Consider the following 20772-nt stretch of genomic DNA (forward strand, 5'->3'; position numbering starts at 1 on the left):
GGACGGGCCGTCAGGCGGGGGCCGCGACCGGGCGGCCGCCGGTGCGCTTGCGGTGCGCGAGGTGGATCCCGACGGCGAGCGCGAGCAGCACCGCGCCGGCGATCATCGCGACCGGCTCCAGGTAGAGCAGCAGCAGCGCCGCGGGCACGCAGAGCACCCGCTCGAGGAGGCCGGTGGGCCCGAACATCCAGCCGGTGGTGACCACGGCGAGTGCCGCGACGGCGAGGCCGCAGACCAGGGCGGCGCCGATCACCTCGAGCAGCGGGCCGCGGGAGAGCAGCAGCGGCCCGTTGTCGGACACCACGAACGCCATCGGCGCCAGGAACGCCGGCAGCGTGTACTTGCAGGCCTGCATCATCGTCGGGATCACCTTGCCGCCGGTGATCGCCGCGGAGGCGACCGCGGCCAGGGCGGTCGGCGGCGACACCTCGGAGAGCACCGCGTAGTAGAAGATGAACATCGCGACCTCGGGGGCCGCGGCGCCGAGCTGGATCAGCGCCGGGCCGATGATCACCCAGCTGAGGATGAACGAGGCGGTGACCGGGACCGCCAGGCCGAGGATCAGGATCGCGATCGCCGAGAACAGCGCGGACAGGATGATCAGCGCGGTGGGGTTGGGCGCCAGCGCGGCGGCGGCCGAGACCAGCAGGTCGGAGAGGATCTGCCCGAGCCCGGTCTTGGCGATGGTGGAGGTGATCACGCCGGCGGCGGCGCAGACCGCGATCACCGGCAGGCCGGAGCGGATGCCGCTGGAGAGCGCCTCGTAGAGCCGGACGCCGAAGGCGCGCACCGAGTCGCCGAGCTCCATCCGCTCGAGCTCGTAGTCGGGGTCGTCGAAGCCGCTGACCACCGGACGCCGCGAGAGCACCGCCTCGAGCAGCCCGAACAGCGCGGCCACGCCCGTGGCGTAGACGACCGCCCGGAACGGCGGCACGTCGATGGCGAGGAAGAACACGATCACGCCGAGGCTGATGAAGTGGTAGCCGGAGCGGGCCAGCAGCCGCAGCGGGCTGCCGATCGCCAGGTCCACGCGGCGGGCGCCGAACCGGCGGGCGTCGATCTCGACGGCCAGGAAGATGCCGAGGTAGTAGAGCAGCGTCGGGACGACCGCCCACAGCAGCACGGAGATGTAGGAGACCCCGAGGTACTCCGCGATGATGAACGCCGCGGCGCCCAGGGTCGGCGGCGAGAGGATCGCCCCGATGCCGGAGGCGGCGAGCATCCCGCCGGCGGCCTCCTTGGGGTAGCCGGCCCGCTTCAGGATCGGCCAGGCGAACGAGCCCAGGGTGACCGCGGTCGCCGTACCGGAGCCGGAGACGGTGCCGAGCAGAAAGCCCGAGGTGGCCACGGTCCGGCCCGGCGCGGTGCCGGAGCGGCGGAACAGCGAGAAGCTGAACTCCACGAAGAACCGGCCGGCGCCCATCCGGTCCAGCACGGCGCCGTAGATGGTGAACAGCACGATGTACGTCGCCGCCACGTCGAGCGGGACGCCGAAGAAGCCGCTGGCCTCGTTGTAGAGCCCGTTGATGATCTGCTCGAGGTTCAGGCCCATGTGCGAGATCGACCAGGTGACGGGCAGGTAGCCGCCGTAGTAGGCGTAGGCGAAGAAGAGGACGCAGACCAGGGGGAGGACCATGCCGGTCGTACGGCGAGCCGCCTCGAGCACCAGCACCAGCAGGATCGTGCCGGCGACCACGTCGAGCAGCAGCAGCGAGCCCTGCCGGTCCAGGAAGGTCTGGTAGCCGCCACCGCCCTGGGCCAGCGCCGGCAGCGGCAGCACCGGGTAGAGCGCCACCAGCAGCGCGACCGCCGCGAGCACCCAGTCCAGGACGTTCGGGTCGTCGGCACCGGCGCCGGCCACCGCCTCGCGGGACCTGGCCCGGGCCCGGTAGCAGATGAACACAAGGGGCAGGGTGAGGCCGAGGAACCAGGTCAGGTAGTACTGGCTGCCCTGGTCGAGGGGCTGGAACACCTGCCGGAGCACGAAGATCGCCACCAGGAAGCACCACAGGCCGACGATGCGGTCGACCCGGGGCGAGAGCCGGCGGGAGGGACGCTCCTCGTCATACTCGGCGGCGAGGTCGTCGACGTCGATCCGGGACGACGGGTCACGCAAGGCGGTCGAAGGGGGCATGACGGGTAACGTAGGCGTGACCGCGGTCACAACCGTCCGTCGTGGTCCGAGACTTTACAGAGGCTTGAGGTTCGTCGGGGACGGCCAGGGGAGGGTGAGCATGCGCGTCCTGCTCGTGGAGGACGACGACCGGGTGGTGGCGGCGCTGGTGCCGGCGCTGCAGCGGGCGCACCTGAAGGTGCGGCGGGTGGCCACCGCCGCCGAGGCGGTGCTCGTGCACGCCGAGTCCGACCTGGTGCTGCTCGACATGGGGCTGCCCGACCAGGACGGGCTGGCGCTGTGCCGGCAGATCCGCGAGGTCAGCCAGGTGCCGATCATCGCGGTCACCGCGCGCCGCGAGGAGGCGTCGCTGGTGTCCGCGCTGCGGGCCGGCGTGGACGACTACGTCGTGAAGCCCTACAGCCTGGCGGTGCTGATGGCCCGCATCGACGCGGTGATGCGCCGCTTCGGGCAGAGCCCGGTGGCGCCGGTCTCCGAGCTCGGCGACCTGCGGCTGGACCACGCCTGCTTCGAGGCCTTCCTCGGCGAGCAGGCGCTCTGCCTGGCCCGCAAGGAGTTCGAGCTGCTCAGCATGCTGGTGCAGGCGCGCGGCGAGGCGGTCACCCGGGAGTCGCTGATGGAGGGGATCTGGGACACCTCGTGGGTCGGCGCCTCCCGCACCCTGGACGTGCACGTGTCCTCGCTGCGCTCCAAGCTCGGCCGGCCGGGGCTGATCCAGACCGTGCGCGGCGTGGGCTACCGGATCGCGGTGTCCTGAGCCGTGCGCCGCCGGTTGCTCGCGCTGTCCGTGACCCTGGTGGGTCTGGTCCTGGTGGCGCTGACGGTGCCGCTGGTGACGACGTACGCCGAGGACCGCACCCAGGACCTGTTCGTGAACCGGCTGGGCCACGTGACCCGCTTCGCGGTGCTCGCCGAGAACGCCCTGGAGGCCGGTGACGCCGCGGCGCTGGACGCGGACCTCGAGCGCTACGCCGAGGTGTACGGCGGCTCGGTGATCGTCACGAACGCCAACCGGGAGGTGGTGGCCCGCACCGGGCGGGCCGGCTCGGGGGACCCGGAGGTCGCCGAGGTCGTCGAGGACGCGCTGGCCGGCCGGCCCTCGACGCCGCCGCCGACGGCGTGGCCGTGGTCCACGGGGTCGGTGGTGATCGGCAGCCCGGTGGGCCGCGACGCCCAGGTGCTGGGCGCGGTGGTGCTGGTCGCGCCCACCGCCTCCGTCCAGGACAGCGTGACCACCTGGCTGCTGTGGTTGACGATCGGCGGCCTGGCCGTGCTGCTGCTGACCGTCTTCGGGTTGGTGGCGCCGTTCGTCGGCTGGGTGATGCGGCCGGTCCACGACCTCGACGCCGCGGCCCGCCGGCTGGCCGGCGGCGACCTCGCCTCCCGCGCCCACCAGACCGGGCCGCCGGAGCTGCGGACGCTGGCCGGCTCGTTCAACACGATGGCCGACAACGTCGAGGTCTCCCAGCAGCAGCAGCGCGACCTGGTCGCCGACGCCGCGCACCAGCTCGGCAACCCGCTGACCTCGCTGCGGCTGCGGATCGAGGGGCTGGGCGCCACCGCGCTGGAGCGCGCCGAGGTGCAGACGGTGCTGGAGGAGGCCGACCGGCTGAGCACGATCGTCGGCTCGCTGCTCGACCTCAGCCAGGTCGGCGCGCACGTGGTGACGCCGGTGCCGACCGACGTCGCGGCCCAGGCCCGGCACCGGTGCGAGATGTGGGCGCCGGTCTTCACCGAGCTGCGGGTCGACGCCCCCGGGCAGGTGCTGGCCGCGTCCACCGACGGGCTGGTGGACGTGGTGCTCGACGCGCTGCTCGACAACGCGGCGAAGTTCGCCCCCGGCGCGCCGGTGCAGGTGGAGGTGGGCGCGGTGGCCGACGAGGTGCTGCTCCGGGTCCGCGACCACGGGCCGGGGCTGGCCGTCGACGACGTCGCCAAGGTCGGCGACCGGTTCTTCCGCGGCCGCGAGCACCAGAACGTCGCCGGCACCGGGCTGGGCCTGGCGATCGTGCGGGCCCGGGTCCGCGACGCGGGCGGCCGCGTCGAGGTGGGCCTGGCCGACGGCGGCGGGCTGGCGGTGTCGGTGTGGCTGCCGCGGGTCAGGGCTGGGTCTGGCGGTAGTAGCGCAGCGCCCCCGGATGCAGGTCGACCGGTGAGGTGAAGATCGCCGCGCCCAGGCTCGGCTGGCGCACCCCGGGAGCGAGCCGGTCGATCTCGTCCTGGGCCGCGAAGATGACCCGGGTGATGGCGTAGGCGAGGTCGTCGGGCATCGCCGGGTCGGCCAGGATGTAGTTCTTCACGCTCACCGTCTCCACCCCCTCCGGCAGGTCGTACGTCGACGCCGGGATCGGGCCGGGGACGTACTCGGGGCCGTAGGTGTCGACCATCCCCGGCACCCACCGGTCCAGCGGCAGCAGCCGGATCGAGGTGTCGCCGGCCAGCGTCGCGACCGCGGAGTTGGGGATGCCGCTGACGAAGAAGAACGCCGCCAGCCGGCCGGCCCGCAGCGCCTGGGCGGAGGCCTCCAGCGTCTCGGAGGCGACCTTCACGTCGTCGAGCGAGAGCCCGGCCTGCTCCATGATCCGGCGCGCGATCACCCGCGTCCCCGACCCCGGGGCGCCGAGGCCCACCCGGGTGCCACGCAGGTCGCGCAGGTCCTCCAGCCCCGAGTCGGTGCGGACCACCAGCTGCACGAAGCTGTCGTAGGTCCGGGCCAGCGCGCTCAGGTGCTGCGGCCGGTCGAAGGTGCCCGAGCCGCGCACCGCGTCGGAGGCGGTGTCCGCGAGCGAGAAGCCGAGGTCGCAGGTGCCCGCGGTGATCAGCCGGACGTTCTCGACCGAGGCGTCGGTGGGCCGGGTGGTCGCGGTGACGCCGGTGAGTCGCCGGCCCAGGACGGTCGCCAGCGCGCCGCCGTACCGGTGGAAGACGCCGCCCCGGTTGCCGGTGGCGAGGGAGAGCCGGGTCGCCGGCAGCGCGTCCCACTCCGTCCCCAGGCAGCCCGCGGTGCCGGCCAGCGCGGCCGCCAGCGGGAGGGCGAGCACCGTCCGCCTGCTCAGACCGGTCCCGGGCGCCACGCAGGCCAGCATCCCACGCCGATCGTTTGTCCGATATGCGAGCGGCGGGCGGGTTGCCGGAGGAGGATCGTCACCCCGGGCGCAGGTCGTCGACCTCGCAGGTTCTCTCGCAGGAGGCGGCGTGCGCGGACGCGCTCTCGTCGGGCTGGTGCTGTGGCCGCTGACGACCGTGCTGGCGTTCGGGGCCGGCTACCTCGGCCTCTCTGCCGTGGTGACCACGGTGCGCCTCGACGGCCCCGGCCGGCCGGTGGACGCGCTGACCGCGCCACGGACCCCGACCGTCGCGGACCGGGCCGCGCTCCGGGTGGACCGGCTCATCGAGCGGCACGGCTGCTGGTCGGGGGAGGCGCCCGCGGACCTGGCCGGCGGGCTGCCGCTGCACGCGGTGGTCACGCTGCCCGGGAGGCGACCGGCGTTCGTCGACTCCGGGGTCGGCTTCGACCTCTGGACCGGCGTTCGCGCCGGCCGGCTGCACGCCTTCTGCCGCTGAGGTCGCGGCGCGCCGGCCCGGTCCCTGCGACACGCCGGGGCTCCTCACGCCGCTGAAAATCCCTCGGCCGCGTTGACCTGCGGTTTTACCGCCCGGTCCGATCCCGACACGGAGAATCTCCGCGTTCTGGTTGCGACTCCGGGGGCGCCGCCGTACGGTTACCACTACATCTAGTACTTACACCGGTGTAGTTCTCCACAGTTAGTGGTCAGTTCCACACAGGTCCGGGCGAGATGTCCCCAGGTTACGCACAGCTTCATCCCCAGGTCGGCCCCCGGAACGGGGGTCCTGGCCGGGCAGAAACTGTCGGTGCCGGGCGTTGAACTACACGGGTGGACACCACTGAGCGGGCGAAGGGAGCGGCGAGACCATGCACTGTCCGTACTGCCGCAGCACCGACACCCGCGTCCTGGACAGCCGGGTGGCCGAGGACGGCGGCGCGATCCGCCGGCGCCGCACCTGCCCGTCCTGCGAGAAGCGGTTCACCACCGTCGAGCAGATGCAGCTCACCGTGCTCAAGCGGAGCGGGGCCAGCGAGCCCTTCACCCGCGAGAAGGCGGTCAGCGGTGTCCGCAAGGCGTGCAAGGGCCGGCCGGTCTCCGAGGACGACCTGGCCTGCCTGGGGCAGCAGGTGGAGGACACCCTGCGCAGCGAGGGCTGGGCCGAGGTGCCCGCCCACGAGGTCGGCCTGGCCATCCTCGCCCCGCTGCGCGAGCTCGACGAGGTGGCCTACCTCCGGTTCGCCAGCGTCTACCGGCAGTTCGAGTCCGCGGAGGACTTCGAGGCCGAGATCGCCGCGCTGCGCCTCGAGCGCGCCGCGGCGACGCCCCACCCCGCCGCCGTCCCGAGCGGCTGACCCACAGACTGCCCGGCGCGTCGTGGGGAAGCGGCGCGTCGGGCACACCACTTGGCACCACTTGGCAACACCGCGAGACAGCACAGCCACGAACAGCCAGCTACAGAGCCACCAGTCAACGAAGACATTTCCAGGGGAAGAGGAGCACATGACCGAGACCGCGAGCGGGTCCGCACGAGCAGCCCAGCGCAAGGGCGCCAAGGGCATGAAGATCGAGCGTGTGTTCAGCACCGAGGGTGTGCACCCCTACGACGAGCTCACCTGGGAGCGTCGTGACGTCGTTCAGACCAACTGGAAGACCGGCGAGACCGTCTTCGAGCAGAAGGGCGTGGAGTTCCCCGACTCCTGGAGCCTGAACGCCTCCACGATCGTGACGACGAAGTACTTCCGCGGCGCGGTCGGCACCGACGTCCGCGAGTGGAGCCTCAAGCAGCTCATCGACCGCGTCGTGAAGACCTACCGCAAGGGCGGCGAGGACAACGACTACTTCGCCTCGGTCGCGGACGCCGAGATCTTCGAGCACGAGCTCACCTGGCTGCTGGTCCACCAGTACTTCTCGTTCAACTCCCCGGTCTGGTTCAACGTCGGTACGCCGTCGCCGCAGCAGGTCTCCGCGTGCTTCATCCTCTCCGTCGACGACTCGATGGACTCGATCCTGAACTGGTACAAGGAAGAGGGCTTCATCTTCAAGGGCGGCTCCGGCGCCGGCCTGAACCTCTCCCGGATCCGCTCCTCCAAGGAGCTGCTCTCCTCCGGCGGCACGGCCTCCGGCCCGGTGTCGTTTATGCGCGGCGCCGACGCGTCCGCGGGCACCATCAAGTCCGGCGGCGCGACCCGCCGCGCGGCCAAGATGGTCGTCCTCGACGTGGACCACCCCGACATCGAGGAGTTCGTCGAGACCAAGGCGCGCGAGGAGGACAAGATCCGCGCGCTGCGCGACGCCGGCTTCGACATGGACCTCGGCGGCCGCGACATCACCTCCGTGCAGTACCAGAACGCCAACAACTCGGTCCGGGTCACCGACGAGTTCATGCGCGCGGTCGAGGAGGGCACCGACTTCGGTCTGCGCGCCCGCGGCACCGGCGAGGTCATCGAGACCGTCGACGCCCGCGAGCTCTTCCGCAAGATCAGCAAGGCCGCCTGGGAGTGCGCCGACCCGGGCCTGCAGTACGACGACACCATCAACGACTGGCACACGAACCCCGAGACCGGCCGGATCACCGCGTCCAACCCGTGCTCGGAGTACATGTCGCTCGACAACTCCTCGTGCAACCTGGCCTCGCTGAACCTGATGAAGTTCCTCAAGGACGACGACACCTTCGACGCCGACCTGTTCGCGCAGGCCGTCGAGGTGATCATCACCGCGATGGACATCTCCATCTGCTTCGCGGACTTCCCGACCGAGTCGATCGGCGCGACCACCCGCGACTACCGCCAGCTCGGCATCGGCTACGCCAACCTGGGCGCGCTGCTGATGGCGATGGGCCTGGGCTACGACTCCGATGGCGGACGCGCGATGGCCGCGACGATCACCTCGCTGATGACCGGCGTCTCCTACCGCCGCTCGGCGGAGCTCGCCGCGGTGGTCGGCCCGTACGCCGGCTACGCCCGCAACGCCGAGGCCCACAAGCGGGTCATGCGCAAGCACCAGGCCGCCAACGACGCGGTCCGCACCCTGCACATCTCCGACGAGAAGGTCCACAAGCTCGCCGCCAAGGCGTGGGCCGACGTGGTGAAGCTGGGGGAGAAGAACGGCTTCCGCAACGCGCAGGCCTCGGTGCTCGCGCCGACCGGCACCATCGGCTTCATGATGGACTGCGACACCACCGGCATCGAGCCGGACTTCTCGCTGGTGAAGTTCAAGAAGCTCGTCGGCGGCGGCTCGATGCAGATCGTCAACCAGACGATCCCGCGCGCGCTGCGCAAGCTGGGCTACCAGGAGGAGCAGGTCGAGGCGATCGTCGAGTACATCGCCGAGCACGGCCACGTCATCGACGCCCCGGGCCTGAAGACCGAGCACTACGAGATCTTCGACACCGCGATGGGTGCCCGCTCGCTGGCCCCGATGGGTCACGTGCGGATGATGGCGGCCTGCCAGCCGTTCCTCTCCGGCGCGATCAGCAAGACGGTGAACCTGCCGGAGACGGCCACGGTCGAGGAGATCGAGGACGTCTACATGCAGTCCTGGAAGCTCGGGCTGAAGGCGACCGCGATCTACCGCGACAACTGCAAGGTCGGGCAGCCGCTCTCCGACGGTGGCGGCAAGGCCAAGAAGGACGCCAAGGACGCGGCCGACGCCGCCGAGGCAGCGGCCGAGGTCAAGACGGTCGTCGTGGAGCGCCCGGTCCGCAAGCGCCTGCCGAAGTCGCGCCCGTCGCGCACCACCTCGTTCACCGTAGGTGGCGCCGAGGGCTACATGACGGCCGGTTCCTACCCCGACGACGGTCTCGGTGAGGTCTTCCTCAAGCTGGGCAAGCAGGGCTCGACCCTGGCCGGCGTGATGGACGCCTTCTCGATGGCGATCAGCATCTCGCTGCAGTACGGCGTCCCGCTGGAGACCTACGTCTCGAAGTTCGTGAACATGAAGTTCGAGCCGGCCGGTCTCACCGACGACCCGGACGTGCGGATGAGCCAGTCGATCATGGACTACGTGTTCCGCCGCTTGGCGCTGGACTACCTGCCGTTCGAGACCCGCTCGGCGATGGGGATCTACTCCGCCGACGAGCGCCAGCGTCAGCTCGAGACCGGCTCCTACGAGCCGATCGAGGAGGTCGCCGTCGACCAGGGCTCCGTCGGGGAAGAGACCGCCCACCTGGCCGAGCCCGCCACGAGCGCGCCGTCGGTCGAGGCGGCCTCGGTGAAGGAGGCGCCCCGGGGCGCCCACACCTCCGCCGAGCTGATGGAGGCCATCACCGGCACCGCGGTCGACAGCCCGCTCTGCTTCACCTGCGGCACCAAGATGCGCCCCGCCGGCAGCTGCTACGTCTGCGAAGGCTGCGGCAGCACCAGCGGCTGCAGCTAAGACTGACGCCGCCACGCGACGGATGTAGGAAGGGCCCCAGCCATCTGACTGGGGCCCTTCTCCGTTTGGTGGTCACCAGGTATGAGAAGTCCGCGACGGACGCCGGCTGCTACCGCTGGCTAGGTACGCCCGGCACCTCTTGAGGAAGCTGCATGGTGAGGTGGCGGCGCCGCAACGATGTCAGCGAATCACGCAGGTTACAAAGCGCTGTACACCGCCGCAGACTGGTGGCTGGGACGGGACTCGGCAATTGTCACGTCGGCTCAAGCTTCGGCTGGATCCTGACTGACTGCGGCGGCCGCGATGCTGCTGGCGAGTTCGCCATACGTGACTGGCTCGCCGCAGATCCTCGCGAGGGTGGTGAGACCCATCCGAGCGCCCGCCTGAACTTCTATCAGCGGACGACTCGCCACATAGAACCTCCACTGCTCTACCTGAAGGGGATCGTATTGATCGTGGGATGTCGCGGTGTGCAGGCAGAACACGTAAACGTCTGCGTTGAAGACCTGACCGAGTGACCGACCGCCGGTCGCGGCGTCCCAACCGTAGGCGGCGGAAACTTGGAAGCTGGGCCTGCTGATGCGCGACTGAGCCCAGGCTTGCAGGAATCCTGATGACTTCACTTCGATCCGCGTGCCGTCGGGGCAGTCACGTCCCACGGGTCCCATTCGACCCGTGCCGCTTTCGAGCCTACGGCCCGGGCGACGAGGAATTCTGCGAGGTAGCCGCGAACGTTGTTGGTGCGGAGATCGCTCATCGAGAACCGCCAGAAGTCCGCCACGGAGGCGTCGACGCCGTCGAACATTTCGGTGCCCAACAAGATTGGTGGTGGAGGTGGTTCGAGACTCACACAGGAACCGAATCAGACGACGAGTTCGAATGTCCGAGAACTCGGCATCGGGATGTGCGACGGGACAGGTGCAATACCTCGTACCGAGTCGATCGGGGCGCGTCAGGTGCGGCGACGAGACTTGGCGGCTGTGGAAGCTCTGTGGTGGCGCGCATCCGAAGCTGGTTACCCCGGCTTCTTGACGCGATGGCGAGCTTGCGTATCGTTTTCTGTACTGAACCCCCGAAGTGTCTGCGGGAGCGATCATGCGAATCAGACTCGCTATCTGCACTGCCGTCGCTGCAGTCTTGACCGTGCCGCTCAGCTCTGTGGATGCGGCCGCCATCTCACCAGTCCGGTTCTCCTACGTTCAGTACGATTCGCCGGGCACTGATACTGGAAGCAACCGCAGCCTCAACGCCGAGTACGTGGTCGTCAAGAACTTCGGCCAGAAATCGCGCAGCATCACAGGTTGGACGGTGCGCGACCTCAACGGCCACGTCTACAGGTTCGGCAGATTCACAATCAAGCCGGGCAAGACAGTTCGCCTGCACACCGGTCGGGGCAGCAACAGTCGAACCGACGTGTACTGGCGCCGGGACTGGTACGTCTGGAACAACACCGGCGACAAAGCGACCCTGAAGAACAAGAGCGGCACGACCGTTGACACCTGCAAGTGGGGCGACGGTGACGGCAACACCGCCTGCTGATGGCCTCGACTCTCTGCCATTTCACCTGGGAAGAACGGGAAGTGCGCGGGCGCGTGCTCGCTGGTGGGTCCGTGCTTTGCTGAGCTGCTCGTGGAATCCCGAGTGCTTGTTTTGATCGAGGTTGAGCGGGAGCGATAGTTGTTCGATCAGATGCGTCTCCAACAGCCACGGCGTGGGGCTCGCGGCCCAGCAGACCCTGGCGTGAACAGCCATCCATTCTGAAAGGAGGAACTCGCCATCGCTGAAGGTCAGCCTTTGCCCCGACCCAACCCGTCGCAGACTGATGCCGAGCTGATCAGCGAGCAGCGATCCCAAGGTCAGCCGCAGTGTCGACCCTGCCGCGTTGCCACGGTAGTGGTAGCGGATCCGCGTGCGGAGGTTCTGTCGGCTCTGACGCAGCCCATCTCGGCTGGGCGCCTTCGGCGAGATTCCAACGTAGAGCAGACGTCCTGATTCAGTTGCGTGGCAGTCGTCCAGAGGTACGCCAGGTGGAGCCTCGTCGAAGTACCACGCGTACACACCGGCGGTTGCTGGGACCGGACTGGGACGGCTCAAGACCTCGTGCCGAGCCATAGTCTCAGCCGGATGCAGTAACTGCTCGGTCGCGTTCCAGCGCTCGCCGCTACTCATCTGGTCATCATCGCTGCAGTTTTGCATGGACGAATGGGGACATCGCCAAGATCAGCCGGCCGCGACACTTGAGGACGTGAAGAAGTCGGTCGGCATCGCTTGAGCGAGCTCCCAAGTGATCGCTATGGGCCGGTCTCCCTTGTGCTCGACGTGGCGGACCGGTCCGAGGAACAAGTACGGCGCCGTTCCGAACTCGTCGGTCTTCTTCTCGCGCGCGAACAGAAGGACGCTGCTCGATCCGGAGAGATACCGCTGCCCGGTCTTCGAGGCGACAGAAGTCGTGGATTGAGACTCCCAATGGAACAGCGTCGGACTGATCGGGTAGTCGCGATAGAGGGTGGTGGGCGAGTAGTCGGCCTCGGACTTCGTCAGCGTCACGAAGAAGGCGTCCACATTGAGCTCAGGCACGTAGAGGACGCCCTCGCGGAACGAGTTGGGCTTGCGCTGCAGGCTCGCGTAGTCGAGGGCGGCGAGGACCTCCTCGCGCTGATACTGAGCGTGGACCTTGAGCGGGACCTGAGCCAGCGAGCCGGTCAGGTCGAAGGCGTGGTGCCGCGCGGCGTCGAAGGAGAGGTCCACGACGGAGCGGAGCTCGTCCCGCGTGGCCCGTTCGCGGCGAAGCGCGATCAGCCCATCGTCGTACGACGCGTGGCCTCCGCCGTCCGGCCACAGTGAGAAGAACAGCATGCGGGCCATCCGCTGTTCGGCGGGGGAGAGGTCGGCGTACGCAGGTGCGTCGTCGCTCAGCAGATGCTCATAGCTCTCGGCCCGCCGCCTGTCGTCGACATGTGCGAACGCTCGAATCCGCTTGAGGAGGCGCTCCTCTAGGACTGAGCCTTCCCGCGTCACGAGGCCAGCGTCGCGACGCAGCCGCGTCCACGAGTGGCTGCCGCGTCGAAGGATGTCGGAGAGCTCGACTCCGGACTCGTCGAGGAACGAGCCTAGATCTTGGTCTCCGTACGACCGCAGCTCAGCAACCATCTGCTGCCAGCGGTTGGCAATCTGCGAGCGGATGTTCTCCAGCACGAGCGTCTGCGCCTGCCGGTCCATGACGATCTGGCACCCGGAGGGCAGGAAAGGGAAACCGCGTTCGATCTCCCGCTCGAGCCCTCGACGAGTGTGACCTGTGAGAGCGCGGAGCTTCGCGTCGAAGCGGAACTCCTTGCGGTGGTAGCCGACGAAGTCCAGCACGGTAAGCACCGGCTTCGTGCGTGTGCGCCGCAGGCCGCGGCCGAGCTGCTGCAAGAAGACCGTGGCGCTCTCGGTGGGACGGAGGAACAGGACCGTATCGACATCGGGCAGATCGAGCCCTTCGTTGAACAGATCGGCAGCGAACAAGATGTTGACGCGACGCTCGCGCAGGTCTGTGAGCGCCTGGGCCCGCTCTGCCGGCGGAGTGGTGCCGCTGACCGCTTGGGCGGGGACGCCGGCCTCCGTGAAGGCCTTGGCCATGAACTCGGCGTGCGCGACGCTCACACAGAAACCAAGGGCGCGCATGCCGCCTGGATCGAGCACCTTGTCTTTGAGCTGCTTGAGCACGATGGCGGCACGGGCGTGGTTGCCCGTGTAAATCTTCGACAACTCGTCCTCGTCGTACCGACCACGCTTCCAGCTGATGTCACGAAGGTCGGTGCCATCAGCCACCGCGAAGTAGTGGAACGGGCACAGCAGATCGGCGCCAAGGGCATCCCAGAGTCGCAGCTCGGCGGCCGTGCGTCCGCCGAAGAAGCTGCGGACGTCGGTACCGTCTGTGCGTTCGGATGTGGCCGTCAGGCCGAGCAGCTCACGCGGTGTCAGGTGGTCGAGGATCCGCCGGTAGGTTCGCGCCTCGGCGTGGTGGAACTCGTCGATCACCACAATGTCGTAGGCGTCCTGCGGGATATTGGCAACGCCATACGCGGTAAGGGACTGCACGCTGGCGAAGACGTGCTCCTTCCGCTCAGGTCGCATGCCTCCGACGTGGAGCTCGCCGAAGTTGGCGTCGGAGAGGACCTCGCGGTAGGTCCGAAGGGATTGCTCGAGGATCTCCTTGCGGTGAGCCACGAACAGCAGGGACGGTCGATCGCCGGTCTCCTCGTTGCAGAGCCCCCGGTAGTCGAGCGCTGCGACGACGGTCTTGCCGGTGCCCGTAGCGGCCACCAGCAGGTTGCGGTGTCTCCCGTGAACGGTGCGCTCCACGTCGAGCGCCTCGAGCATCTCCTGCTGGTAGGGATAGGGACGCACCTCAAGGCCGGAGAGCGAGATCGTGACGCGGCTGTGCTGCGAGCGTCCGGAGGCTTCGGCGAGGGCATCATCTAGCCGGTCGCGGTCAACATCCGGGTCGTATGACTCGAAAGAGCGGTCGTTCCAGTACGTGTTGAAGGTGGCGCTGAACTTCTCAAGCAGCGTCGGGGTGCCGACGTGCGACAGTCGCACGTTCCACTCGACGCCATCGAGCAGCGCCGCACGAGAGAGGTTGGAAGAGCCGACGTACGCCGTGTCGAAGCCGGTGTTCCGCCGAAACATCCACGCCTTCGCGTGCAGCCGCGTCCGCTGGGCGTCGTACTGGATCTTCACCTGCGCATCGAACTCGCGGACGAGGCGATCGAGTGCCGCGCGTTCGGTGGCGCCCATGTAGGTGGTGGTCACGACCCTGAACGGAGTGCCACGGCGCTTGATACGTCCGAGCTCCTGCTCGAGCAACCGGATCCCGTGCCACTTCACGAAGGCGCACAGCAGGTCAACCGTGTCCGAGCTGTCCAGCTCCGCGCGCAACTCGGCTCCCAAGCTGGGCTCGCCGTGAGTGTTCGTGAGAAGGGCCGCATCCGAGAGGGGAGTGCGGGGTCGGATGGCGCCCGCGGGAGGCTGACCAAACGGCGAATCGTCGACAAGGCGGAGCAGTTGCCTGGGCGGGTCGCTGACTTGGTCGGTGGCTTCGTTGAGGTGATCGAGAACGCCGTTCACCAAGGCGAGGCGTGCGGCTGGGTCCTTGGTGGCGGTGAGGGCTCGCTCGATGACCGATTGCAGGTGCCGGGAAAGGACATGCGGTTGGTCGGCCACGTCGACGGCATCGACTTCTGCACGCAAAGCGTCGTACGACGCCAGTTGGTCCTGCAGCCCGGCCGTCATGAGCGCTTCGTAGAGTCCCCGTTCCACGGAGGCAGCTTGCCAGACGAGATGCACGAGTCGTCGGCACGCCGTGCCGAAGCAGCGCTGCCTGACTCCGAGTGGTGCAACCGCTCGAGCCGTCACATCCTGCCGCCACCGGCGGTCAGCGTCTACGGTGAGATCGTCGAACGAACAGAAGTCGAACCGGGGGACCACGTGAAGATTGACCGCTTGCTGACAGCGATCCTGCTGATCGGTGCCGCCCTCATGCAGATCGTGACTGCGGCGGAGCGATGGTGGCCGACCTGTGTTCCCGGGGCCTACGACACCAAGGCATGCCTGCTGCTGCAGAGCCATCGCTACGACGTCGACCTGCCCGGGACGCAGTGGGAGCCGATCGGCAACGCCGCAGTGTTGCAGGGCGCGGCGTGGGCGCTGCTCGCGTTGGCGTTCGTGCTCCTTCCCTCCGCGCTGCTTGGCCTCCGCTCACGCGGGTGGCGTGCCGCCTTCGCGGCTGTAGCAGCAAGCCTGATGGCTCTCGCCGCAGTGACGACGGCGTCCGGAATCATTGGGCACGTCGTCGAGGTCCCGGGTGTCATTCTCCCCGGCATAGCGTGGCTGCTGGGAGGGCCGGTCTTGCTCGTCGTGCTCATGGTGATGAGCGCCGTTGACCGCGATACGTCTCGCCTCCCGCTGCGTCTTGTCGTCCTCGGTGGCCTGCTGCTGGCGAGCCCAGTCCCGCAGATGTTCTTGGCACCGGTGCTGGTCGGCTATGTGTCCTACGACTCCAGTCCCTGGACCGAGGCTGCCCCTGCGCCGTTCCTTTTCGTGGCCGGGCTGGCCATGATGCTTGGATCCAGGCGGACAGGTCCTGCCGTGGACAGGTCGGCAGTCGTAGTGCCCGCCTCGCACGAAGCTTCGACATGAACCTCGATGGTCAAGCGGAAGCAGGTTTCCCTACGCCGCCGATGTCCCGCACCTGAGCCGACCCTGGTCAGGCGCCGTCCTCGGTCAGGGTCGTGATCGGCAGCCAGTCGGCCCCGAGAAGTTCGGCGACATCGACGAGGCCGGTGGTGTCGCCGCCCACAGTGTCGGAGGCGGCGGCGATCCGCTCCACCATCACCTTGCCGACCTGCTCCTCAACGGTCCCCTCGGCATACGCGATGTGCCACGGTGAGACTTGGTGGTCGCGGTGAGTGCGACCGGTCACCTGGCGTCCGGCGATGCCCGAGAAGCGGGCTTGGTGGAAGACACCGACCCGCGGCTCCATGCTCGCGCGCCGGCCGTCGGCGAGGGTCTCGCCGGCGTGCAGGCTGATCGAGGCCACCGTGGTGAAGACGCAGACCTTCGCCTGCCCGGTCTGGAACCGGAGCCGTTCGGCCTCTAGATCGAACCGGTCGCGGCCATAGATCGTGGCGACTTCGATGCCGGAGTCACGCAGCTGGTCGGCAATCGGGTCGGCGGCGGTCGCGACGAACTCGACCGAGCACGCCACCTGTCGCTCGGCTTGGACCTGCTGGGCGATCCAGGCGACCGTCGAGTCGACGCGGATGAGCCCGGCCTTCTGCCGGAAGCGCAGGAGCGCAGCCCGACCCTTGGCGACGTTGCGCCCGCGCCGGGCGATGTCCATCTCGCGACAGAACTCGCCCCACTCGGCCTCGTACGCCGCTCGCTCCGCCGGCGTGAGCGTCACGGGCATGCCCGAGATCGGCACCGGACCCCACGGCGCGGCGCGGTGCAGCATCGCCGGGGGCCGTTCCTCTTCGAGCCAGCCGCGCACGAGCTTGAGGTCGGCGGCGCGCCGCGCCGGATCGGCGGTCCACGTCGCGCCGTAGCGTCCTCGTTCCACCGCGACACCGTGACGCTCCAGCGCGGTGGCGAACGCGTCCCCTGGTTGCGTCGTCGAGGTCCACTCCCGCATCGACTCGCCCAACACCTGCGCATATGCCGGAGCAAGGTACGGCAACTCAAGCGGCGTGTGGCCGGGCGTCGCGGTGGTCGCGATGACGAAGGGCGCCTTGTCGTGCGGCCGCCCGTGTCCCGAGATCCGTGCCCAGAGCTTCCACCGTTTCGTGGTCGTACGCCGCAGGGCGTGGGCCTCGTCCGCGATGATCACATCCCAGTTGTGGTCATTGACCTTCTCCAGCCGGTCCCACGTGATGACGACCCACTCCAGGCCGCCATGTCCCAGCGCCGTGATCGTGCGGCACCAGTGGCCGATCGTGATCGCGGCGGGCCGGTCGGCCACGACAAGCACCCGTCGCGCACCGCGGAGGTCGCCCACCGCCGTCGCCCCGAGGACCGCGGCGATCGTCTTGCCTACGCCGGGCTCGTCGGCGAGCAGGAACAGCCGTCCGCCCGCCGCGGCGCGCGCCGCGATCGCATCGGCTGCTTCGAACTGGATGCGCCGGGGCTCGAGCGCCTCGGTCGGCTCAGGGCTGGGCGTCGGATGGTCAGAATTGAGGGTGTTCTCGATGAACCGACCGAGCGTGTACGGCCCGGGAGAATAGGGCGCGAGGTGCGCGGGCAAGGCATTACCGACGTACAGGTGGGTCTTGACGGCAGGGTGCCAGGTGGCGCCGTCGACCTGCGTCCCGTAAGGGACGTCGAGCACCCACAGCCGCTCGCCCGGCCCGGCGGCCGGCAACGGCCGCTGTGGCTGTCGCGTGCCGCTCCGGCGCGGGGGAGCGCTGCGTCGACGAGCACTGGATCGTCGAGGACTGGCCACCCCTGGACGTTATCGGGATCTCCTCCACGAACAGAGCGGGCTCGCCCACGTTTGCAGTGCGTTCGAGGCGCACCTGTCCACCCGTGCCGACCGTTGTGGCGCACCGCACCGTGCGGGCACCGACTTGCGTGGCATTCCCTCCCGCAGTGGCGCCGAAAGGACGCGGGCCGATAACCGGCTCCCCGGCCGATGAGGATTGCGCAGCTACGAAGTCGTGTGTTGTCCAGCCTCGCTTGGCGCGCAGTACGTGCCCTTCGACGGCACGCTCGAGCTGTTGCCGGGGTTGCGGCTCGTCCCAGCGCCGGGGCACACGCGGGTCGCAGGTGGTCGTCGTCGAGACCGACGGGCGTCGCGTCGTCATCGCCGGCGACACGGCGGTCTTCTTCGCCGAGCTCGACGAGCCGCGCACCGAAGGCCAGCGGCTCGTCCGCGCGCTCGACGCAGCGGAGGTCTGGCTCTCGCACGAGCACGAGCCGTGGCGGCCGCAGGTCGACCAGAACGACTGATAGCTGTGAGTCCGACAGACGGCGGTTTGCTGCGCTTTCGGTTGTTCCAGCGGCGGCGGTACCCCGATTCGGCGATGTACATCAACCGTTTCGGCTTGTGACTATGGCTTCTACCGCCTGCCAGGAGGGGAGTCGATCATGGATTTGCGCCGAACCGGCCGTATCTTTGGATGGCTGTTCATTGGGACCTTCGTAACGAGCATTCCCGCGCGTCTTCTTTTCATCGACGGGGCGGGGGCAAGCTGGACGAACATGCGATTCGTCGCCGCGGACGCCTCCTCCACGAGTCTGAAGTGGGGTGCGCTTCTCGAGTTCGGCCTGATCGTCACTCAGCTCGGGACCGCTCTCGTGTTGTATCCAATCGCCCGTCGGCAGAGCGAGACGATCGCGCTCAGCTACGTGACCGCCCGGACCATCGAGTCCGTCTTTGCCGCCATCGGGCTTGTCAGCATGCTCTCGCTGGTATCGGTCATCAGCGCTATGAACGGGGCGAACGGCGTCGAGGCGGTCGCGCTGCAGGCTCAGGGCGACAGCCTCGCGCACGCCTACGAGTGGGCCTTCGAGTGGGGGCCCGGACTCGTGGCCGGCATCGGCAACGGGATTCTGCTCGGCTACCTCATGTACACATCAGCCCTCGTGCCCCCGCGGCTGGCGCTATTGGGTCTGATCGGCGGCCCGATCCTGATCCTCTCCTTCCTGATGATCCTGGCTGGGGTCTACAAGAACGGCGAGGGACCCTCGGGCCTGCTGACGCTCCCGGAAGCCGCGTGGGAACTGTCGCTCGGCATCTACTGCGCCTGGAAGGGATTCCGTTTGTCGAGCCCACTAGCCGAAACAATCCGCAGAAGCGAGGCGCTCCTACCCAGCTGACGGCACAGCACGACTCACACGTGACGCTTTGACCGGTCTCACCATCGCGAGCATCACGCGACCGATGCCGTGCCGTTGGCCGGCGCCCATGCGATCGGTGGGGCAGTGGAGCCGCAGACGGACGCGGACACGCGGCGGCTAGACGCACTCATCGCGGCAAGAAGGGTTTCCCTTGCTCATGGTCAACCGATGACGGCGGCGTTGATCCGGTCGACCAGCGCCCGGCCGTCCTCGACCGACAGGTACAGCCGCGCGAACGGAGCACTCGGGTCGAGTTCGATGACCACCGTCTGGCCGCCGCGGCAGACGTTCCAGTAGGTCCGTTGCCCGTCACGGAAGAACGTGCCGACCCACTTCGCATTCGGTAGCGCCAGGCCCGGCGCGCGCAGTCCCTTGCCGGCGTAGAAGGCCTCGGGGTCGTACGTCGCCCCGCGCACCTGCGCCAGCGGGACCTCGATCTGCCGTCGCAGACCCCACAGCTTGTCGAGGCCACGGGGCTCCACGACCAGTCGGTCGCCGGTAAGGGTCACGTCGTTACGCATCTCCGTCGTCCTTCGTCTCGTCCATCAGTGCCCGGGTCAGCAGGCGTCGGCCCAGGTCGGTCGCGGTGACGCCGCGCCGGTCAAGGTGCTCGCCGAGCAGGCCACGGACCTCCTCGTCGCGAGGGGCGAGCTCGAGCAGCGCGACCAGCACCAGGTCGGTGGTGTCCTCGCTGCCGGGATGCTCGGACACCTGTCGGCGCAGGCAGCTGACGAACAGGCCCCGCTTGCTCCCGAACGCCTGGTAGAGGCTCCCGCGGTGCAGGCCCGTGGCCCCCACCAGCTCTTCAATGGAGGTGCCCTCGTAGCCCGCCCGCAGAAAGGTCGCGGCCGCGCGGTCGAGCACCTCGCCCTCGTCGTAGCCGCGCTGCCGTCCCATGCCGCCAGAGTAATTGATAACTGACCGTTCGTTCAAGTAATGACCACCGGTGTTGCCGACTCTCGACCCTGGGCAACAAGAACGGGACGCGGACGCGACTCCTTTATCGACTCTGTTCAGTCCGCGGTCCATCGGCTTCTACGCAGACGTCCTTGGCTTGCTTTGAGCCGGGGCCGCGGCCGCGCCCCCGAAGTCAATGGCAGTGGCCCCTCAGGATCGGGCGGACATTGTGGTTGGCATGGGTGGCTCTACGGACAAGCGATGCCGACGACGCGAGCGGCGCGCTTGGCCGCTCCTCTGAGCGAGCCTGCAGACACGCCGACACGCGGCGGAAGGGTGCGCTCCCAGCCACGCCCCGACCCCTGGGCTCCCGACCCTTAGGCTCGCAGCCATGCCCACTCCCGACTGGATAGAGCACCGCCGCCCCGACGGCGAGCTCCTCGGCTGGATGGTGCCCGCCGGCGACGGATTTCACATCATCGACCTGCTAGGACGCCAACGCACCGAGTCGCCGGCAGACTGGCCCGATGCCGAGGAAGCGCTCGAGACGCTCGGGATCGGCTACCTCGCCAACCGCTACAGCTTGCGGCTCTCGGATGGCGGGGAGCGTCGCGTGCGCATCGGCGAGGTGAACCGATCGAGCATCGTCGTCCTTGCTGATGAGTTCGGCAGCGCCTCAGCGGTCGGGGCGAGACCACAAGTCTTCGAGCTGCCCTTTCCTGCGCCGGAGACTTTGCGGTCGCTCGACTGACGCAAGACGACCAACGGCCCGAGGCCGCGTCGCGATTACCGGCATAACAAGCAGTTGAGCGTGTTTCGAGGTGCGCCGGCAGGCGGCGGAGTGCCGCATGCCGATCCGACGAGCGCATCAGAGCAGATGAGCTATCCAGAGCTCCTGAACGGCCGCCAGGTTGAGCG

Annotated in this window: 18 protein-coding genes; 10 read left to right on the forward strand and 8 right to left on the reverse strand. The window is 68.7% G+C overall.

Annotation, left to right across the window (positions count from 1 at the left end; translation table 11 throughout):
* Positions 1-10 precede the first annotated feature (10 nt).
* Entirely contained in the window at positions 11-2134 is a 2124-nt protein-coding gene (locus H9L09_RS17690; RefSeq protein ID WP_187578138.1) for a TRAP transporter permease, read from the reverse strand.
* A gap of 100 nt (positions 2135-2234) precedes the next feature.
* Here H9L09_RS17690 and H9L09_RS17695 point away from each other — a divergent pair, with 100 nt between their 5' ends.
* Both H9L09_RS17695 and H9L09_RS17700 read left to right on the forward strand, forming a co-directional pair.
* Positions 2235-2891 (forward strand): response regulator transcription factor, encoded by a 657-nt coding sequence (locus H9L09_RS17695; RefSeq protein ID WP_187578139.1) that lies wholly within the window; start codon positions 2235-2237, stop codon positions 2889-2891.
* A 3-nt stretch (positions 2892-2894) separates the two neighbouring features.
* Positions 2895-4295, forward strand: a complete 1401-nt coding sequence (locus tag H9L09_RS17700; protein ID WP_187578140.1) for a sensor histidine kinase — start codon at positions 2895-2897, stop codon at positions 4293-4295.
* Here the strand turns inward: H9L09_RS17700 and H9L09_RS17705 are convergent.
* Positions 4234-5175: a TAXI family TRAP transporter solute-binding subunit gene (locus tag H9L09_RS17705; protein ID WP_187578141.1), complete on the reverse strand. Its 942-nt coding sequence runs from the start codon at positions 5173-5175 to the stop codon at positions 4234-4236. The genes H9L09_RS17700 and H9L09_RS17705 overlap by 62 nt on opposite strands.
* Positions 5176-5329: 154 nt before the next feature.
* Here H9L09_RS17705 and H9L09_RS17710 point away from each other — a divergent pair, with 154 nt between their 5' ends.
* The 3 genes from H9L09_RS17710 to H9L09_RS17720 all read left to right on the forward strand — a co-directional run bounded on the left by H9L09_RS17710 (position 5330) and on the right by H9L09_RS17720 (position 9576).
* A complete protein-coding gene (locus H9L09_RS17710) occupies positions 5330-5698 on the forward strand; it encodes a hypothetical protein (RefSeq protein ID WP_187578142.1) in 369 nt (122 codons plus the stop codon).
* A 370-nt stretch (positions 5699-6068) separates the two neighbouring features.
* A complete protein-coding gene (gene nrdR, locus H9L09_RS17715) occupies positions 6069-6554 on the forward strand; it encodes a transcriptional regulator NrdR (RefSeq protein ID WP_187578143.1) in 486 nt (161 codons plus the stop codon).
* 148 nt (positions 6555-6702) lie between these two features.
* Complete coding sequence (locus H9L09_RS17720; protein WP_187578144.1) at positions 6703-9576, forward strand: vitamin B12-dependent ribonucleotide reductase; 2874 nt, start codon at positions 6703-6705, stop codon at positions 9574-9576.
* 263 nt (positions 9577-9839) lie between these two features.
* Here the strand turns inward: H9L09_RS17720 and H9L09_RS17725 are convergent, their stop codons facing one another.
* Positions 9840-10235 (reverse strand): hypothetical protein, encoded by a 396-nt coding sequence (locus tag H9L09_RS17725; protein ID WP_187578145.1) that lies wholly within the window; start codon positions 10233-10235, stop codon positions 9840-9842.
* Positions 10236-10719: 484 nt separating this feature from the next.
* Between H9L09_RS17725 and H9L09_RS17730 the strand changes: the two genes are divergently transcribed.
* Positions 10720-11115, forward strand: a complete 396-nt coding sequence (locus H9L09_RS17730) for a lamin tail domain-containing protein (protein WP_246456546.1) — start codon at positions 10720-10722, stop codon at positions 11113-11115.
* A 21-nt stretch (positions 11116-11136) separates the two neighbouring features.
* On the opposite strand, the gene H9L09_RS22840 is transcribed toward H9L09_RS17730, so the two are convergent.
* Both H9L09_RS22840 and H9L09_RS17735 read right to left on the reverse strand, forming a co-directional pair.
* Complete coding sequence (locus tag H9L09_RS22840) at positions 11137-11772, reverse strand: GIY-YIG nuclease family protein (RefSeq protein WP_425491695.1); 636 nt, start codon at positions 11770-11772, stop codon at positions 11137-11139.
* Between the two features lie 24 nt (positions 11773-11796).
* On the reverse strand, positions 11797-14853 hold the full coding sequence (locus H9L09_RS17735) for a DEAD/DEAH box helicase (protein ID WP_187580973.1): 3057 nt from the start codon (positions 14851-14853) through the stop codon (positions 11797-11799).
* A gap of 36 nt (positions 14854-14889) precedes the next feature.
* Here H9L09_RS17735 and H9L09_RS17740 point away from each other — a divergent pair, with 36 nt between their 5' ends.
* Positions 14890-15759, forward strand: a complete 870-nt coding sequence (locus H9L09_RS17740; RefSeq protein ID WP_187578147.1) for a hypothetical protein — start codon at positions 14890-14892, stop codon at positions 15757-15759.
* Positions 15760-15826: 67 nt separating this feature from the next.
* Here H9L09_RS17740 and H9L09_RS17745 read toward each other — a convergent pair whose 3' ends face one another.
* Positions 15827-17446, reverse strand: a complete 1620-nt coding sequence (locus H9L09_RS17745) for a DEAD/DEAH box helicase (protein ID WP_223164108.1) — start codon at positions 17444-17446, stop codon at positions 15827-15829.
* 437 nt (positions 17447-17883) lie between these two features.
* Between H9L09_RS17745 and H9L09_RS17750 the strand changes: the two genes are divergently transcribed.
* On the forward strand, positions 17884-18066 hold the full coding sequence (locus H9L09_RS17750) for a hypothetical protein (protein ID WP_223164109.1): 183 nt from the start codon (positions 17884-17886) through the stop codon (positions 18064-18066).
* A gap of 138 nt (positions 18067-18204) precedes the next feature.
* A complete protein-coding gene (locus tag H9L09_RS17755; protein WP_187578149.1) occupies positions 18205-18936 on the forward strand; it encodes a DUF4386 domain-containing protein in 732 nt (243 codons plus the stop codon).
* Between the two features lie 182 nt (positions 18937-19118).
* On the opposite strand, the gene H9L09_RS17760 is transcribed toward H9L09_RS17755, so the two are convergent.
* A complete protein-coding gene (locus H9L09_RS17760; protein WP_187578150.1) occupies positions 19119-19478 on the reverse strand; it encodes a hypothetical protein in 360 nt (119 codons plus the stop codon).
* Positions 19471-19854: a TetR/AcrR family transcriptional regulator gene (locus tag H9L09_RS17765; RefSeq protein ID WP_187578151.1), complete on the reverse strand. Its 384-nt coding sequence runs from the start codon at positions 19852-19854 to the stop codon at positions 19471-19473. Before H9L09_RS17765 ends, H9L09_RS17760 begins: the two co-directional genes overlap by 8 nt.
* 391 nt (positions 19855-20245) lie before the next feature.
* On the opposite strand from H9L09_RS17765, the gene H9L09_RS17770 reads away from it, so the two are divergent.
* On the forward strand, positions 20246-20605 hold the full coding sequence (locus H9L09_RS17770) for a P-loop NTPase family protein (RefSeq protein WP_187578152.1): 360 nt from the start codon (positions 20246-20248) through the stop codon (positions 20603-20605).
* The last annotated feature ends 167 nt before the right edge of the window (positions 20606-20772 follow it).

The sequence above is a fragment of the Nocardioides mesophilus genome, assembly GCF_014395785.1.
Classification (GTDB): domain Bacteria; phylum Actinomycetota; class Actinomycetes; order Propionibacteriales; family Nocardioidaceae; genus Nocardioides_B; species Nocardioides_B mesophilus.